Source organism: Pseudomonas sp. 5Vm1k (genome assembly GCF_056161485.1).
Genome location: NZ_JBSPCZ010000013.1, coordinates 1 through 16937 on the forward strand (window position 1 = coordinate 1; position 16937 = coordinate 16937).

Annotated in this window: 15 protein-coding genes; 8 read left to right on the forward strand and 7 right to left on the reverse strand. The window is 59.3% G+C overall.

Going from position 1 to position 16937, the window contains the following annotated elements:
• The coding region (locus tag ACWIKB_RS23190; RefSeq protein ID WP_475269609.1) for a transposase at positions 1–270 on the forward strand (270 nt) is incomplete at its 5' end.
• 77 nt (positions 271–347) lie between these two features.
• On the opposite strand, the gene ACWIKB_RS23195 is transcribed toward ACWIKB_RS23190, so the two are convergent.
• Positions 348–1673 carry a sigma-54 dependent transcriptional regulator gene (locus ACWIKB_RS23195; protein ID WP_123509581.1) on the reverse strand — a complete coding sequence of 442 codons (1326 nt, stop codon included), beginning with the start codon at positions 1671–1673 and terminating at the stop codon, positions 348–350.
• Between the two features lie 342 nt (positions 1674–2015).
• Here ACWIKB_RS23195 and ACWIKB_RS23200 point away from each other — a divergent pair, with 342 nt between their 5' ends.
• The 3 genes from ACWIKB_RS23200 (at position 2016) to nhaB (ending at position 5412) form a co-directional block, all read left to right on the forward strand.
• Positions 2016–2282 (forward strand): hypothetical protein, encoded by a 267-nt coding sequence (locus ACWIKB_RS23200; protein ID WP_475269610.1) that lies wholly within the window; start codon positions 2016–2018, stop codon positions 2280–2282.
• Positions 2283–2556: 274 nt separating this feature from the next.
• Positions 2557–3846, forward strand: a complete 1290-nt coding sequence (locus ACWIKB_RS23205; RefSeq protein WP_475269611.1) for an NHL repeat-containing protein — start codon at positions 2557–2559, stop codon at positions 3844–3846.
• 63 nt (positions 3847–3909) lie between these two features.
• Entirely contained in the window at positions 3910–5412 is a 1503-nt protein-coding gene (nhaB, locus tag ACWIKB_RS23210; RefSeq protein ID WP_475269612.1) for a sodium/proton antiporter NhaB, read from the forward strand.
• 117 nt (positions 5413–5529) lie between these two features.
• On the opposite strand, the gene ACWIKB_RS23215 is transcribed toward nhaB, so the two are convergent.
• Genes ACWIKB_RS23215 through gnd form a run of 3 tightly spaced genes read right to left on the reverse strand, consistent with a single transcriptional unit; the run spans position 5530 to position 8848 of the window.
• Positions 5530–6351 carry an HAD family hydrolase gene (locus ACWIKB_RS23215; RefSeq protein ID WP_475269613.1) on the reverse strand — a complete coding sequence of 274 codons (822 nt, stop codon included), beginning with the start codon at positions 6349–6351 and terminating at the stop codon, positions 5530–5532.
• Positions 6348–7871, reverse strand: coding sequence for a glucose-6-phosphate dehydrogenase (zwf, locus tag ACWIKB_RS23220; protein WP_475269614.1), 1524 nt, complete (start codon positions 7869–7871; stop codon positions 6348–6350). The genes ACWIKB_RS23215 and zwf overlap by 4 nt, the downstream gene beginning before the upstream one ends.
• Positions 7868–8848 (reverse strand): phosphogluconate dehydrogenase (NAD(+)-dependent, decarboxylating), encoded by a 981-nt coding sequence (gene gnd / locus ACWIKB_RS23225; protein WP_475269615.1) that lies wholly within the window; start codon positions 8846–8848, stop codon positions 7868–7870. The genes zwf and gnd overlap by 4 nt, the downstream gene beginning before the upstream one ends.
• Before the next feature lie 273 nt (positions 8849–9121).
• Here gnd and ACWIKB_RS23230 point away from each other — a divergent pair, with 273 nt between their 5' ends.
• The 4 genes from ACWIKB_RS23230 to ACWIKB_RS23245 all read left to right on the forward strand — a co-directional run bounded on the left by ACWIKB_RS23230 (position 9122) and on the right by ACWIKB_RS23245 (position 14468).
• A complete protein-coding gene (locus ACWIKB_RS23230) occupies positions 9122–9301 on the forward strand; it encodes a DUF6026 family protein (protein ID WP_054614859.1) in 180 nt (59 codons plus the stop codon).
• A gap of 360 nt (positions 9302–9661) precedes the next feature.
• Complete coding sequence (locus ACWIKB_RS23235; RefSeq protein WP_475269616.1) at positions 9662–11410, forward strand: phosphoethanolamine transferase CptA; 1749 nt, start codon at positions 9662–9664, stop codon at positions 11408–11410.
• A gap of 227 nt (positions 11411–11637) precedes the next feature.
• Positions 11638–13878, forward strand: coding sequence for a TonB-dependent siderophore receptor (locus ACWIKB_RS23240; protein WP_475269617.1), 2241 nt, complete (start codon positions 11638–11640; stop codon positions 13876–13878).
• Positions 13879–14261: 383 nt separating this feature from the next.
• A complete protein-coding gene (locus ACWIKB_RS23245; RefSeq protein ID WP_475269618.1) occupies positions 14262–14468 on the forward strand; it encodes a DUF2790 domain-containing protein in 207 nt (68 codons plus the stop codon).
• A gap of 85 nt (positions 14469–14553) precedes the next feature.
• On the opposite strand, the gene ACWIKB_RS23250 is transcribed toward ACWIKB_RS23245, so the two are convergent.
• The 3 genes from ACWIKB_RS23250 to zapE all read right to left on the reverse strand — a co-directional run bounded on the left by ACWIKB_RS23250 (position 14554) and on the right by zapE (position 16906).
• Positions 14554–15045: a GNAT family N-acetyltransferase gene (locus ACWIKB_RS23250; protein ID WP_475269619.1), complete on the reverse strand. Its 492-nt coding sequence runs from the start codon at positions 15043–15045 to the stop codon at positions 14554–14556.
• Positions 15046–15187: 142 nt separating this feature from the next.
• Positions 15188–15769: a DinB family protein gene (locus tag ACWIKB_RS23255; protein ID WP_475269620.1), complete on the reverse strand. Its 582-nt coding sequence runs from the start codon at positions 15767–15769 to the stop codon at positions 15188–15190.
• An 18-nt stretch (positions 15770–15787) separates the two neighbouring features.
• Complete coding sequence (gene zapE / locus ACWIKB_RS23260) at positions 15788–16906, reverse strand: cell division protein ZapE (protein ID WP_475269622.1); 1119 nt, start codon at positions 16904–16906, stop codon at positions 15788–15790.
• Positions 16907–16937 lie beyond the last annotated feature (31 nt).

Here is a 16937-nt window from a genome sequence, read left to right on the forward strand (position 1 = left end):
AATCCAGAACTCCGAGAATCGGGGCTCCTCAAGGGCCGCAGCCCGATCTCGAAGATCGGCTCAGCGCGCTTGCGCGCAGGCCTGTACATGCCGGGCTTGGTCGCGTTGCAACACAACAAGGCGATCATCGCCATGAAAGATCGCCTGAAGGCCAACGGCAAGGCCCCCAAACAGATCATCTGCGCCGCCATGCGCAAGCTGCTGCACTACGTTTACGCAGTGCTCAAATCGGGCCAGCCATATGACCCGGAATTTGCGCTTGCTCGGTGAGATTCAAGACGGTATCTACAGGGTGAACGCATTCCAATGTAGGAGCTGCCGAAGGCTGCGATCTTTTGATCTTGTGTCTAACGTATCTGATGCTTGTGCAATAAACGGTAGAAGGTAGGCCTGGATATCCCCAGCACCTTGGCGGCGATGCTCAAATTGTCGCTGTGGCGGTTAAGTACATCGCACAGGGCCTGGCGTTCGGCGCGGGTCTTGTAGTCTTCCAGCGTGCCCATCGGCGCAGCGATGGTCTGCTGGCTGATCAGCCCCAGGTCTCGCGCTTCGATCTGGCGTCCCTCGGCCAGTACCAACCCGCGACGCACCCGGTTGGCCAGTTCGCGAACATTGCCCGGCCAGTCATGCTTACCCATGGCGATCAACGCGTCTTCGCTGAAGCTGCGCGGGCGGCGACCGGTTTCATGACTATAGAAATGGGAAAAGTGGTTGGCCAGCATCGATAGATCGCCGTGGCGTTCACGTAGCGGCGCGGTGACCACTTGCAGCACGTTGAGGCGGTAGTACAAATCTTCGCGAAAGCGTTTCTTCTCGATGGCCGCCTCAAGGTCGACGTGCGTCGCCGCCAATACCCGTACATCCACCGGAATCGGCGTACTGCCGCCGACATGCTCGATGTGTTTTTCCTGGAGGAAGCGCAGCAGATTGGCTTGCAGCTCCAACGGCAAGTCGCCGATTTCATCGAGAAACAGCGTGCCACCGTTCGCGGCTTCGATCCGCCCGATCTTGCGTTGATGCGCGCCGGTGAAGGCGCCTTTTTCGTGGCCAAACAGTTCGGACTGAATCAGGTGTTCGGGAATTGCCCCGCAGTTGATCGCCACAAACGGCTTGCTGTGGCGCTGGGATTGCCTGTGCAGGGTGCGGGCGACCAGCTCTTTGCCAGTCCCGCTTTCGCCGCGGATCAATACCGGCGACTCGGTGGGTGCCAGTTTGCTCAACAGCTTGCGCAGTTCGCGGATCGGCTTGCTGTCACCCAGCAACTCGTGCTCCGGCTGATCGATGTGAATCGTGCCCTGCCCACGCAGCCGCGCCATGCCGAATGCGCGCCCGAGGGTCACCTGGACCCGTGACACGTCGAACGGCAAGGTATGGAAGTCAAAAAACCATTCGCACACAAAATCCCCGACGTTTTGCAGTCGCAGGACTTCCTGGTTGAGCACGGCAATCCATTCGGTGCCGCTGCGGCTGATCAATTCTTTGACGGCTTCGGGACGTTCCAGATGGAACGGCTGCAATCGCAAGAGGCCGACATCGCAGGTTCGATCGGCGGCGTTTTCCAGCGTACAGCTGTCAACGTCCCAGCCTACAGAGCGCAGCCCCGGCAAAAGACGATGGCAATCGTCGCAAGGATCAACCACTAACAGACGTCGTAAGGCAGGCGCTTCGATCATGACTGTTCCTTGGCGCCAAATTTAAGGAAATATTATTAAAAACAGTCATTTGGCGGACCTGGCTGTAACATTAGCAAGAATTTGACGGGACCTTGTATCGTTTGATTATAGGAGTCTTAACTAATTAGTTATAAGTAGGCACTTTGTTAGTTACCTAACGACTGAAGCTTTCAACCAGCTTTCAAAAACTGCCTGAACATTGAGTATATGAAAGAAAGTTGAATTTTCTTTGGATTGTGTGTGACCCAACCCCCTATTGAGGGCATCAGTACAAGTAACCAGCCGAACGGTAAGCCCAACCGACGGCACATCACTTGATTGGGCATACAGAGAGAAGATCCCATGACCGCCCCGCTCCGTATCAACGAAGCTCTTTTGATTGCCGACCGCGCGTTCAAGCCATTTCAATGCGTGGCCTGGGCTCCACAAGACGGCAACGGCGAACTCTGCCTGAGCGTGATCGACCGCACCAATACCCGCATTGGCCGCACGCAAATCCCAAGCAGTGCTTATTCCGATCCGGTGCAACTAGAACATCTGCTGGAACAGGCACGTGCTGCACTCAGCGAAGATGGCTACACGCTGCAATCGTGGTCCATGCCTCATTAATTAAAGATCAAAAGATCGCAGCCTTCGGCAGCGCCTACATTGGAATATGCGTTTCCTTGTAGGCGCTGCCGAAGGCTGCGATCTTTTGCTTTATAACGGCTCGATTGTTGGCACCCTCTTCAGTGGTTCCAAAAGACACTGTTCTGGCACAAAGCGACCCTCCGCCTGTTAGTTATGACAGTTGTGCATCCAGGCATTCAGGGATTGAATGTTTCGCACGCGCAGTCACCCTCCCGGTTACCGGAATGAGGTCGACTGGCAAGGAGATGCGTGCATGCCAACCCAGACCGCTTTTGCTCGCCCTGCCACATTCAGCCCAGCCGGGCATCTCGATCCAGATTTTGCCGCCGGCGGCAAAACCCAGGTGTATTTCGCCGGCAGCTCCTCAAGCATGGCCAACGGTATCGCCATCGATTCACAAGGCCGTTTGCTGGTCGCGGCCAAGGTCGGAACCCATGGCGGTAGCCGCTTTGGCCTCGCTCGCCTGCTGGAGGATGGTTCGGCGGATCTGGCCTTTGGTCATCAGGGCAGTCTGATCGGCCAGTTCGCGCCGGGCTTCGAGGCGATGGCCAGTAAAGTCCACGTCCTGCCTTGCGGCTCCATCCTGTTGGCCGGCTTGCACTACGAAAGCGCTCACCGCACTTTGCCCGCCCTGGCGCTGTTTGACCCCGATGGCGAACCGGTTCGCAGCTTTGGCGACAATGGCCGCGTGGTGGTGCGACTACCCGGCGATCTATCCCGCGGCTTGCGGGACGACTGGTTGCCACCCGGCGTGCCGGGCGCCGAAGCCTGCGATATTTGTGTGCAGGACGACGGGCGAATCCTGCTGCTAGCCAATCACCATTTCGAACTGGCCGATCACGTCGGCCTGCTGATCCGCCTCAACACCGACGGCACTCTGGACAGCGACTTCAACGGTCGAGGTTTCGTGGTGGTTCGGCATTTATTGATGAACACCTGGCTCGGCAGCCTGACGGTGCAACGAGACGGGCGAATCCTGGCGGGTGGCTCAATCAATTTCCCCGCAGAAGGATTGCTGGCGCGCTATCACGCCGATGGCCGGCTTGACGAAAGCTTCGCGGTAGATGGATTTATGACCTTCAAGGCGCACGGGCGCGGCGCTCAGGTCAGCCAGATCATCCAGCAGGACAATGGCGACTTGCATTGCTTTGGCAGCAGCCGCGACCCGATGCACTGCCTGACGTTGAAGGTGCACAGTAACGGCCGGCCGGATATTCATTGCAACGGCGGCCAGCCGCAACGCCTGGAGATCGGCCACAGTGGCAGCCAATGGACCGCCGCCCAAGTGTTGCCGGACGGGAACGTACTGGTCGCCGGCGCCACGATCGGCGGCGTCGAAGCCGACTTTATCCTGGCTCGATACCTGCCACAGGGACTGTTGGATCGCAGCTTTGCCAATGGCATCGGCTGGGTTCGCACACGCCTGGGCCGCAGCCTGGACACTGCGACATCCCTGGCCGTGCAGGACAACGGCCGCATCGTCGTCGGCGGTTACTCACTGGACGGAAACTACCGGGCGGTGGTGGCGCGATACCTGAACTGATACGGGTTGATCTTCATCGGCACTTACGGCAAGTTGCGCGCTTCTTAATACAAGGAGTAGCCGATGTCCGGTTCAATGGCCCAGGCGTTCGCGCACAACTTTCTCGGGCACTCGCCCCGCTGGTACAAGGCGAGCATTGTCGGCTTCCTGATCCTAAACGCCCTGGTGTTGTGGACGGTAGGCCCGGTAGCCGCCGGATGGTTGTTGGTCCTGGAGTTTATTTTCACCCTCGCCATGGCACTCAAGTGTTACCCGCTGATGCCCGGCGGCCTGCTGCTGATCGAAGCGCTGCTGTTGAAGATGACCACGCCCCAGGCGCTGTATGACGAACTGGTGCACAACTTCCCGGTGATCCTGCTGCTGATGTTTATGGTGGCAGGCATCTACTTCATGAAAGACCTGCTGCTGTTCCTGTTCTCGCGCCTGCTGCTCGGGGTTCGCTCCAAGGCATTGCTGGCGTTGATGTTCTGTTTTCTGTCGGCGTTTCTGTCGGCGTTTCTCGATGCCTTGACCGTCACAGCAGTCATCATCAGTGCTTCGGTAGGGTTTTACTCGGTGTATCACCGCGTCGCCTCAGGCAACGATCCGCGCCAGGACAGTGAGTTCAGCGACGATCAGCACCTGCCGACTCTCCATCATGAAGACCTCGAACAGTTCCGCGCCTTCCTGCGCAGCCTGCTGATGCATGGCGCCGTGGGCACGGCACTGGGCGGTGTGTGTACGCTGGTTGGCGAACCGCAGAACCTGTTGATTGGCCACGAGATGGGTTGGCATTTCGCCGAGTTTTTCCTGAAGATCGCCCCCGTGTCCCTGCCGGTGCTCGTCGCCGGCCTGGTGACCTGCGTCCTGCTGGAGAAACTGCGCTGGTTCGGTTACGGCACGCTGCTGCCGGATAACGTACGCGCGGTGCTGGCCAACTACGCCGCCGAAGACAACGCCGAACGCACCTCTCGCCAACGTGCGGCGCTGCTGGTCCAGGGCGCGGCGGCGCTGATCCTGATTGCCGGGCTGGCCTTTCACATTGCCGAAGTCGGGTTGATCGGCTTGATGGTGATCGTGTTGATTACAGCGTTCACGGGTATCACCGATGAGCATCGCATCGGTAACGCCTTCAAAGACGCCATGCCGTTCACCGCGCTGCTGGTGGTGTTTTTTGCCGTGGTGGCGGTGATTCACGATCAGCAACTGTTCACGCCGTTGATTCAGTGGGTACTCGCCCTGCCGGCGGATCAACAGCCGGGCATGCTCTTTATTGCCAATGGCTTGTTATCGGCAATCAGCGACAACGTGTTTGTGGCGACGATTTACATCACTGAAGTGAAACAGGCGTTCATCTCCGGCCACATGAGCCGCGAGCATTTCGAAACCCTGGCGATTGCGATCAATACCGGGACCAACCTGCCGAGCGTGGCGACGCCCAATGGTCAGGCGGCGTTTCTGTTTCTGCTGACGTCGGCGATTGCACCGCTGATTCGCCTGTCGTATGGGCGGATGGTGTGGATGGCGTTGCCATATACCGTGGTGATGGGGGTTTTGGGGTGGTATGCGGTGAGTTATTGGCTGTAAACACCGGCCCAATGTGGGAGCGGGCTTGCTCGCGAAGAGGTCGTGTCAGACAACATTGATGTTGAATGACATACCGCTTTCGCGAGCAAGCCCGCTCCCACAGGGGGAATGGTGGTGTTATTGGGGGAGAATGTACTTCTCGATCGCCTGCGCTGCGCCGTCTTCGGTGTTGGCGCCGGTGACCACATCAGCCTGACGCTTCACCGCCTCTTCGGCCTGGCCCATGGCAATCGACAAGCCGGCACGATGGAACATCGCCGGGTCGTTGCCGCCGTCGCCCAGTGCGGCGGTCTGCTCCAGCGGCACACCGAGAAACTCGGCCAGTGTCGCCAGCGCCGCACCCTTATTGGCTTGCATCGCGGTCACGTCCAGATAAATCGGCTGTGAACGAGACACCTGAGCCTGGCCTTCCACCTTGGGCAGCAACAGCGCTTCCAGCTCGATCAACAACTGCGTGTTGTTGCTGGTGGCGACGATCTTGTCGATGCGCTCCAGGTAGGGCTCAAAACTCTCGACCACCACCGGCGGATAGCCCAGACCGTGCTGTTCACGGGGCACCATCGGGCCATTCGGATCTTTCAGCAGCCAGTCGCCACCACTGAACACCCAGATTTCGATGTCCGGCCGGTCGGCAAACAGCGCCAATGCGGTCAGTGCCGCAGTGGCCGGCAAGTAATGGGCGACCAGCAAACTGCCGTCCGGATTAACGATGGTGCCGCCATTGAAGGCTGCGGTCGGTAGGTCGACGCCCAGGGCCTCGATCTGCTGCAGCATGGCTTTGGGCGGTCGGCCGGTGGCCAGGCTGAACAGCACGCCGGCCTCACGCAACGCGCGCACCGCTTCGATGGTGCGATGGCTGAGGCTGTGATCGGGCAGCAACAAAGTGCCGTCCATATCACTGAGCAGAAAACGGATGGGTTGTTTCAGCGTTTCACTCATCCGAGGCTGTGCCAGACGCGACCGTCACGGGTCAGCAGGTCTTCGGCGGATTGGGGGCCGTCCTCACCTGCCGGGTAACTCTGCACGCTCGCGTCCTGCTGCCAGGCGTCGAGGAACGGCTGCACCGCGCGCCAGCCGTTCTCGATGTTGTCGGCGCGCTGGAACAGCGTCTGGTCGCCGGTCAGGCAATCGTAGATCAGGGTTTCGTAGCCGGTGGACGGCTGCATCTCGAAGAAGTCCTTGTAAGCGAACCCCAACTCGATGTTGGCCATCTTAAGCGCCGGCCCCGGCCGTTTGGCCAGCAGATCGAACCACATGCCCTCGTTGGGCTGGATCTGGATTCGCAGATAGGTCGGCTGCAACTCCTCAACTTCGGTGTCGCGGAACTGCGCATACGGCGCCGGTTTGAAGCAGATGACGATCTCGGTGTCGCGCACGCTCATGCGCTTGCCGGTGCGCAGGTAGAACGGCACGCCGACCCAGCGCCAGTTGTCGATCATGACTTTCAGCGCGACATAGGTTTCGGTATTGCTGTCCGGCGCCACGTTGCCTTCCTGGCGATAACCAGCCAACGGCTTGCCGTCGACTTCGCCAGCGGCATATTGACCGCGTACCGAGTTAGCCCGCGCATCTTCGACGGACCAGGGGCGGATCGCGCCGACCACCTTGGCTTTCTCGCCACGCACCGCATCGGCGCCAAACGCCGCCGGCGGTTCCATGGCCACCATCGCCAGCAACTGGAACAGGTGATTGGGCACCATGTCCCGTAAGGCGCCGGTGTGTTCGTAAAAACTGCCACGGGTTTCCACGCCGACGGTTTCGGCGGCGGTGATTTGCACGTGGTCGATGTAATGGTTGTTCCAGAACGCTTCGAACAGGCTGTTGGAGAACCGGCTGACCAGAATGTTCTGCACGGTCTCCTTGCCTAGATAGTGGTCGATTCGGTAGATCTGCTTTTCCGACATGACCTTGAGCAAGCAAGCGTTCAAGGCTTCGGCGGTTTGCAGGTCAGAGCCGAACGGTTTTTCGATCACCACCCTTCTAAAAGCTTCGGGGGCTTCTTCGAGCAAACCGGCACTGCCGAGTCGGCGCACCACTTCACTGAAGAAACGCGGCGCGGTGGCCAGGTAGAACACCGCATTGCCGGTGCCGCTGTCGGCGATTTTTGCCGCCAGGGCTTGATAGGTGCTGTCGTCCAGGAAGTCGCCCTGGACGTAGCTGATGCCTTTGGCCAGTTTGGCCCACAAAGCCGGATCAAGGGCTTCATCGCCCTTGCCGACCTTGGCGGCCGCTTCGGTGCGAATGAAGTCTTCGAGCTTTTGCGCGAAGGCTTCATCGCTGATGGCGTTGTGGTCAACGCCGATGATCCGCAGTCCATCGCCAAGCAGGCCGTCGCGACTGAGGTTGTACAGGGCCGGCATCAACAGACGCTTGACCAGGTCACCATGGGCACCGAACAGGAACAGCGTGGTCGGTGGTGCGGGTTCTGCCTTGGATTTCCTGCGGATCGTATTGGTCATTTTTTCGAAGTCTCCACGTGGCCGCCGAAGCCGAAGCGCTGGGCCGAGAGAATTTTGTCGCCAAAGGTGCCTTGCCCACGCGAACGGTAGCGGGAGAACAGCGAGTTCGACAGCACGGGTACAGGCACCGATTGCTCCATGGCGGCTTCGATGGTCCAGCGACCTTCACCGCTGTCAGCCACCGAGCCGGAATAACCGTCGAGTTTCGGGTCGCTGGCCAGAGCGTCAGCCGTCAGGTCCAGCAGCCAGGAGGACACAACACTGCCACGACGCCAGACTTCGGCGATGTCGCCGACGTTGAGGTCGAAGCGCTGGTCTTCCGGCAGGTTCTCGCTGGATTTGGTCTTGAGAATGTCGAAGCCTTCCGCGAAGGCCTGCATCATTCCGTACTCGATGCCGTTGTGGATCATCTTGACGAAATGGCCAGAACCCGCAGGGCCGGCGTGGATGTAACCGCGCTCGGCACGATCGTCGTCAGACTTGCGGTCCTTGGTGCGTGGGATGTCGCCCAAGCCCGGCGCCAGGCTTTCGAACAGCGGGTCGAGGCGTTTGACGGTCTCGGCGTCGCCGCCGATCATCATGCAGTAACCGCGCTCCAGGCCCCAGACGCCGCCGGACGTACCAACGTCGATGTAGTGCAGGCCTTTTTCCGACAGGGTCTTGGCCCGGCGGATGTCATCTTTATAGAAGGTGTTACCGCCGTCGATGATGGTGTCGCCGGCTTCGAGCAGGTTGCTCAGGGTTTCGATGGTGTCTTCGGTCGGTGCGCCGGCCGGCAGCATGACCCAGATTGCACGCGGCTTGGCCAGGCCTGCGACCAAGGCCGGCAGGTCGGCAACGCCGGTGGAGCCTTCTTTGGCCAGGTTCTCGACGAAGGCGGTATTGCGGTCGTAAACAACGGTGGTATGCCCATTGAGCATCAGGCGCCGCGCAATATTACCGCCCATGCGGCCCAGTCCAATAATCCCGAGTTGCATGTGCTGATGCTCCTTACTGCAAATAATGTGTGTCAAAGGTTATAGCCCAACGCGGCTCATGTGGGTTAGTCCAGAGCGGCGGGATGAAGTTTCCGGGCATTGTGCCCGATCCAGACTGATAACGTCGGGAATCGTGCCAAAGACACACCGACCATGAAAAATAAAAAAGTTCCATTCAAGGGCAAAAGAAATCAAAATCGGCGCCGATAGTGTTTATGTCGCTCGCAAGAACGACACAATCACAGTTGATGCAGGCCATTTGCGAGGTGAGCAATGGACACAATCGTTACCGCACGTCCCCCACAAACTCTCTACGTCACGATTCGTCGTGATGAACTGCGCCAATTGAAAGACGAGCGTGACACCTTGAAGACCCAGGTGGCCCAGCTCAGGCAATTGTTGCAGCAACAGGCTCAACTGTCCGGGCAACCGATGCCCTCGCTTAGCGCCTGATTTTCAGTAAGGCCCACTCTGCGAATACGTTTCTTTGTGGCGAGGGAGCTTGCTCCCGCTGGACTGCGCAGCAGGCCCTGCTTTTTGGGGTCGCTTCGCAACCCCGCGGGGGCAAGCCCCCTCGCCACAGCAAGCCCTTCCTCCACAAAAAAGCACTCTCTCCATACCATCCCTCCCCCACATGAAATGCCATTGGCGTCATCGCTTCCTGTCGCGTCCCTGAACAAAACTCACAAAGTTTTCACATTCGTCTAGCGATACTCCCGATCCTTGTGGCTGTTCGGTTCTCGGACAGTGGTTTCTCGTGGGTTCGTTTGATGACGCCGGTGACTCCATGACGCCGGTGGGAGTACGTACTTAATGGCATTGCTCAAACGCAGCAAAACGTCTGCGAAAGGTTTCGATTGGGCCGGGTTCATCTGGCTATTTGTATTCTTCTGGTACTTTTCCGGCATCACCCAGCTGCTCATCCAACTGACCGGCACCTCAGGCTTCACGGGGTTTCGCCAGGCCTTTGTGATGAGCGCCGTATGGCTGGCGCCGATGCTGCTGTTCCCCAATCGCACCCGCCTGATGGCCGCGCTGATCGGCGTTGTGCTGTGGGCCTGCTCAATGGCCAGCCTGGGCTACTTCTTCATCTATCAGCAGGAGTTTTCCCAGAGCGTCATCTTCATTATGTTCGAGTCGAACATCTCTGAAGCCGGCGAGTACATGACCCAATACTTTGCCTGGTGGATGGTGCTGGCGTTCCTCGCTCATACCGCGTTCGCCTACTTCCTCTGGACACGCTTGCGCCCGGTGTATATGCCGCGCTGGCAGGCATTCGTTGCCGCAACCGCGATTCTGGTGGCCGTGGTCGGTTACCCGCTGATCAAACAAACCGCCCGTACCGGTAGTTTTGCCGGCGGCTTCGAGAAGTTCGAAACCCGCATCGAGCCGGCAGTGCCATGGCAGATGGCCGTGGCCTATCACCGCTACCTCGAGACCTTGGCGGGCATGCAAGACATGCTCGACAGTGCGAGCAAGATCGCACCGCTGAAAAACCTCAAGGACACGGCGGCCGATCAGCCGTCCACCCTGGTGCTGGTAATCGGCGAGTCCACCAACCGTCAGCGCATGAGCCTGTACGGCTACAACCGGGAAACCACCCCGGAGCTGGACAAGCTCAAGGATCAATTGGCGATTTTCAATAACGTCATTACCCCGCGCCCCTACACCATCGAGGCGCTGCAACAGGTACTGACTTTCGCCGATGAAGAGAATCCGGACCTGTACCTGTCGACACCGTCGCTGGTCAGCATGATGAAACAGGCGGGTTACAAGACCTTCTGGATCACCAACCAGCAGACCATGACCAAGCGCAACACCATGCTCACCACGTTCTCCGAACAGGCCGACGAGCAGGTGTACCTGAACAACAACCGCAACCAGAACGCCGCCCAGTACGATGGCGACGTGATCGAGCCGTTCAACAAGGCTTTGGGTGATGCGGCGCCGAAAAAACTGATCGTCGTGCACCTGCTTGGTACGCACATGAGCTACCAGTACCGGTACCCGCCGACGTTCGACAAGTTCAAGGACCGCACCGGGGTTCCAGCCGGCGTGAACGACGACGAAGTGCCGACCTACAACAGCTATGACAACGCGGTGCTGTACAACGACTTCGTGGTGTCGAGCCTGATCAAGGATTACGCCAAGGCTGATCCGAATGGCTTCCTGTTGTACCTCTCCGACCACGGCGAAGACGTCTTCGACTCGGCTGGCCACAACACCTTGGGGCGCAACGAGAACAAACCGACGGCACCGATGTACACCATTCCGTTCATGGCCTGGGCCTCGCCGAAGTGGCGTGAAACCCACAACTGGAATTTTGCCGCCGACCTGAGCCGCCCTTACAGCAGCTCGCAGTTGATCCACACCTGGGCCGATCTGGCGGGCTTGAGTTTCGATGAACTGGACCACAGCAAAAGCCTGGTCAGCGACAGCTTCAAGCCGCGGCCATTGTTGATCGGCAACCCTTATGAACGTCAGCAGCGCCCGCTGATTGACTTCAGCCTGATCAAACCCAAACCTGCAACGGGTGAAGATCCGGCAGTGGTCAAGCAGTAACACCGCAAAACCCCATGTGGGAGCGAGCCTGCTCGCGAAGACGGCAGCACATTCAACATTGATGTTGAAGCTGCCGGCCTCTTCGCGAGCAGGCCCGCTCCCACATTTTTTTTGCGCGTTGAAACATCCAGAGATGACAATTATTCTCGTTTATCGCTAAATCCCTCCGCTCCCCTTCGTCTTTGAGCAAACGGAAATTTTCCCTCGAAGACAAGGAGTCGGCAGCGATGTTCGCGCCTATCACCCGTTCCATGACCTTGACCCTAGGGCTGTGCACCGCCGCCCTAAGCCCGGATTTGCTGGCTGAAACCGACCCCGACAAGGAGCCGGCAAGCAGCGCGCTGGAACTCGCCACCACCAGCGTCACCGCCGAAGGTCTGGGCAGCACCACCGAGCACACCGAGTCCTACACCACCGGCGCCATGAGCACCGCCACGCGGCTGAACCTGTCGATCAAGGAAACGCCGCAATCGGTGTCCGTGGTCACCCGCCAGCAGATGGACGACTTCAAACTCGGCACGCTCTCCGAAGCCATGAGCCAGACCACCGGCGTGGTGGTCCAGCACAATGACTCGGATCGGGTGAGCTATTCGTCCCGTGGCTACGAGATCAACAATTTCCAGATCGACGGGATGCTCAACACCTTCGGCCGGATGAAGTCCGACTCCGACACCATCATCTACGACCGCATCGAAGTGGTTCGCGGCGCCACCGGGTTGACCACCGGCGCAGGCGATCCATCCGCCACCATCAACATGGTGCGCAAACGACCGACCGCGCAATGGCAAGCCCAGACCGGCGTCAGCGGAGGCAGTTATGACGATTACTACAGCTACGTGGACGTTGGCGGCCCGCTGGCGTTCGACGGACGTTTGCGCGGGCGCAGCGTGCTGGCTTATCGCGACAGCCAGTCCTTCCGCGACCATTACCAGATGCAGCGGGAAGTCGGCTACGGGGTGCTTGAGGCCGATATCACCGACGATACGCTACTTGCAGTGGGTTACGACTACCAGGATAAACAGGTCCAGGGCACGTCCTGGGGCACGGTGCCGTACTGGAATTCATCCGGTGGCAAGGCCAACCTGGGGCGCTCCACCAATATGGCGACGTCGTGGAGTTCCTGGCCGCTGAAGGACAAGACCGCCTTCGCCAACCTAGATCAGCAACTGGGCGGTGGCTGGCATCTCAAGGCCGCCTACACCCACCGCGACAGCGATACCGACGGCAAGGTCTATTACGGCGGCGGAGGCTTCCCGAATGACGATCGTAGTGGCATGAGCGCCTACCGTGGCCACATGCTCGGCACGCAGAAAATGGAAACCTATGACTTCAACGTGGCCGGCCCCTACGCGCTGTTCGGACGCGAGCATGAACTGATGTTGGGTTATGGCGAAGCCGAACGCAGTTCAAACTCGCCGTACACGGTCGCGGGCGCTGTGCCTGCAGGGTACGGCAACATTCCTGACTGGAAATATATGGGCGGGATTGCCAAGTTCCCCGACACCGTCACCGGCCTCACCGGCTCATCGGACAGCACCCACCAGAAGGCTGGCTACCTGGCCACCCGACTCAACCTCACTGACCGGTTTCACGCCGTACTCGGCAGCCGTTACGGCAGCTGGAAAACCTCGAGCAAGCGCAACACTTACGACGATAACCTGCAACTGAACGGCGTCGAACCCCCCCCCCAGCAACAAAGCGATATCTGGACGCCGTACGCCGGTTTGCTCTACGACCTCACGCCCGAGTACACCGTCTACGTCAGCTACACCGACATTTTCAAACCCCAGGACAACCGCGACGCCAACCGCAAATACCTGGAACCGGTGGTCGGTAGCAACTATGAACTGGGCCTCAAGGGCAGCCTACTGGAAGAGCGCCTGAATATCGCCACGGCGGTGTTCTGGAGCAAACAGGACAACGTCGCCGAACTCGACGATTCCGTACCGCCAGATCCGGCAACCGGCGAAGAGTTTTACAAATCCGGGGGCAAGGGCCAGAAAGTCCAGGGCTTCGAGGTCGAAGTCTCCGGCGAGATCATGACCGACTGGAACATGACCGCCGGTTACACCTACACCCACGCGGCCAACGGCGAAAAGCAGCGCGCAAACACCGCTGAACCTTTAAACATGTTCCGGCTGTCCACGGCGTACCGACTGCCCGGCGACTGGCATGCGCTGACCGTAGGTGGCGCGGTGAACTGGCAAAGCGATATTTGGGGCAACTCCCGTCGGCCGGTCGGACGGGATGCCGAAGGCGAGTTGATCACCGAAAACGCGAAGATCCGCCAGGAGGCCTACACCGTAGTCAAACTGATGTCGCGCTACGAGTTCGACAAGCACCTGTCCGCCTCGCTCAACGTCGACAACCTGTTCGACAAGAAGTATTACGACAACGTCGGCTTCTACAACGGCGTGTTCTGGGGCGACCCGCGCACCGTTACGCTGAGCCTGGACTGGAAACTCTGAACCACACCAAGCCTCCACTGTAGGAGCGAGCCTGCTCGCGAAAGCGGTGTGTCAGTCGACAGAGATGTTGAATGTCCCAACGCCATCGCGAGCAGGCTCGCGCCCACAGGGATTGAAGCTGGATGCAGTAGTTGCGTTCACCACAGATCCATTGTGGGAGCGAGCTTGTGTGGCGAGGGAGCTTGCTCCCGCTGGGTTGCGAAGCAGCCCCAAAAAGAAGCGAGCGCTGCGCACTCGAGCGGGAGCAAGCTCCCTCGCCACACAGGCTCGCGCCCACACTTTGATCGGTGTTAATTCAGACTTAATGGGGTCTGCCGATACTGCGCCCACGCCCTTGAATCACGGATGAAAGGCACACCGTCATTCTTAGTGGGAGATACACCATGAAACGAGTCAGCCTGATCTTCGCCGGCCTGCTTCTCGTCGGCTCCGCCAGTGCGTTTGCCGAAGGTGGCGCAGAACGGATGAAGCACCATTGGGACAACTTTCCGGTCCACACGGCGCAAAGCCAGACCGATCAACGTCAGAGCCATGAACTCCGGGTCCCAGACGATCAAACCGCACAAGTGACCGAATATTACAAATCCTGAACCATGGACCTCTGACGGCCCCTGCTCCGCCGTCAGAGTTGACACGTTGGGCGTCCTGATGGACGCCCTTTTTTATGCCCGCGGTTTATAACGCCTTGATCCAGAACAGCATGCGCCCATGGGCCGGGTCGAACATGCCGGCGGCAAAACCGAACTTGGCATAGGACGCCTGGGCGACGTCGTTGCCTTCCAGGACTTCGAGGGTGATCTTGCAGCAACCGCGCTGGCGGGCGATGTCCTCGACCTTTTGCAGCATCTTCTGGCTCAGCCCCAGGCCGCGAAACTTCGGCACCACCGCGACATCGTGCACATTGACCAACGGCCGGCAGGCAAAGGTCGAGAAACCTTCAAAACAGTTCACCAGCCCCGCTGGCTCTCCGCCCACAAAGGCCAACACACTGAACGCATACGGGCGCTTGGCCAGTTCCGCCGGCAGTTGCCGCAACACCTCGGCGTCCAGCGGCTCGCCGCCGCCCATAGGGTCTTCGGCGTAGCTGTTCAACACCAGGCAAATGGCCTCTGCATGCACCGGGTTGGTGTAGCTGGCCTGTAGGATAAGTACTTCTGCGGATTCCATTTCCACCCTCGATCACACATCAAATTGGCCACGGACATTAGCGCGGGTGGCGGAGTGGATCAAGGTCAAAAGTTCGCAGCCTTCGGCAATTCCTACGGGTGTACACAAATCCACTGTAGGAGCTGCCGAAGGCTGCGATCTTTTAATGCCCCCACACCAACTCTTCGGTCCAGCCTAGTTCGGCAAAATCCTCTGCCCGCAACCCCGCCTCTCCGGCGCAGAAAAACTCATCCAGTTGCGGCGGTTTGACCGACGTGTCGCTGAGCATGGCGTGAACCTGCCCACGATGATGAATCTGATGTTCAAACAAATGAGAAAGCATGCGCAAACGGCTGTCGTGCTGCGGCGTATCCCTGGCGATGGTCACCATCTGCCCGAGATCGGCGTCACGCAGTTGTTCGCAATAAGCGATCAGCCGTCGGTCCACGTTGGCCTGCTCGTGCTTGAGGTCATCTGCGTCCGTGAACGGTTGTTCATCCATGAAAAACACATAGCAATCGGGATGCGGCACATCACCGCGCAACTCGCGCTCCAGTGCGTCCACGTAGAACCAGTCACACGTCAGAATGTGGTTGAGGGTTGCACAGATGCTCGGGAAAAAACTGACCCGCGGCGCCGTCAGTTCCGACCCGCTCAACTGCCCCCAGGCCTTGGCCAGTCGGTGGTTGGCCCAGGCGTTCTGGTAGGCCATGGTCAGCAAATGGTGAGACAGTGGCTGATTCATCGTCGCTCCTTTTGGTGCTCAAGCGTCGGCAAAGCGCTGCAGCTGCATTTCCTGCAAGCGACTCAGGGTGCGGCGGAACGGAAACTCGAGATAACCCTCGGTGTACAAGGCGTCCATCGGCACCCGGGCTTCGAGGTACAGCGGCACCTTGCGGTCGTAGCACTCGTCCACCAGAGCGATGAAGCGTCGCACACCGTCGTCGTGCACCGACAACTGCGGCAACTCACGGTCGCCGGCCACCACCCGCTCCACGCCGTCTTCCGTGCCCCGGGCGATACGCCCTTCGCGTTTTTGCGCGCTGAGGTTGGGCACTTCACTCATCAGGATAGCGCTGAAGGTGTCGCACAGGGCCATGAAGTCCATAGCGGCAAACGGTTGCTCACAGAGATCGGCGTAACGACACCACAGCACCGTGGCGCTGGCCTGCACCACGTGGACGCTGCGATAGCCGACCTGGATGGGATCGCTGGACACCGACTGCCCGGCCGTCAGGGCCTTGAACGCTTCGGCCAACCCGCTGGGCTGATCGAGTGCCCCGACCCAATACCGCTGCAACGCCGCGCCGGGATGCAGGCGATGATCTTCCCCGCCATCCACCGCAATCACCTGCATGTGCTGCTTGATCGCCTCAATGGCCGGGGTAAAACGGTCGCGGTTGAAGCCATCGGCATACAGTTGATCCGGCGGCTGGTTGGAGGTACTGACCACCACCACGCCTTCTTCGAACATCACTTGGAACAAACGGCCGAGAATGATCGCGTCGCCGATGTCGTTGACGAACAACTCATCGAAACACAGCACCCGAACTTCCTGAGCCAACTCCCGGGCCAGGGCTTTGAGCGGGTCGGCGGTGCCGGTCAGTTGAAACGAGCGCTGATGCACCCAGCCCATGAAGTGATGGAAATGCTGACGCCGGGCCGGCACCCGCAGGCTTTCGTAGAACTGATCCATCAACCAGGTTTTGCCTCGACCGACCGGGCCCCAGAGGTAAACGCCGGTGATCGACTTGCGCCCTTCGTGCAGGGCTTCGTGGCACTTTTGCAGGGCCCAGACGGCATGTTCCTGAGCCTCGTCCTGGACGAAGCCCTTCTGTTCAATGGCGTATTGCCAAGCGCTTAACGGGGAATCGAAAGTCATGAGGGCCGCGCTTCAGGTCTGAAGCCACGCA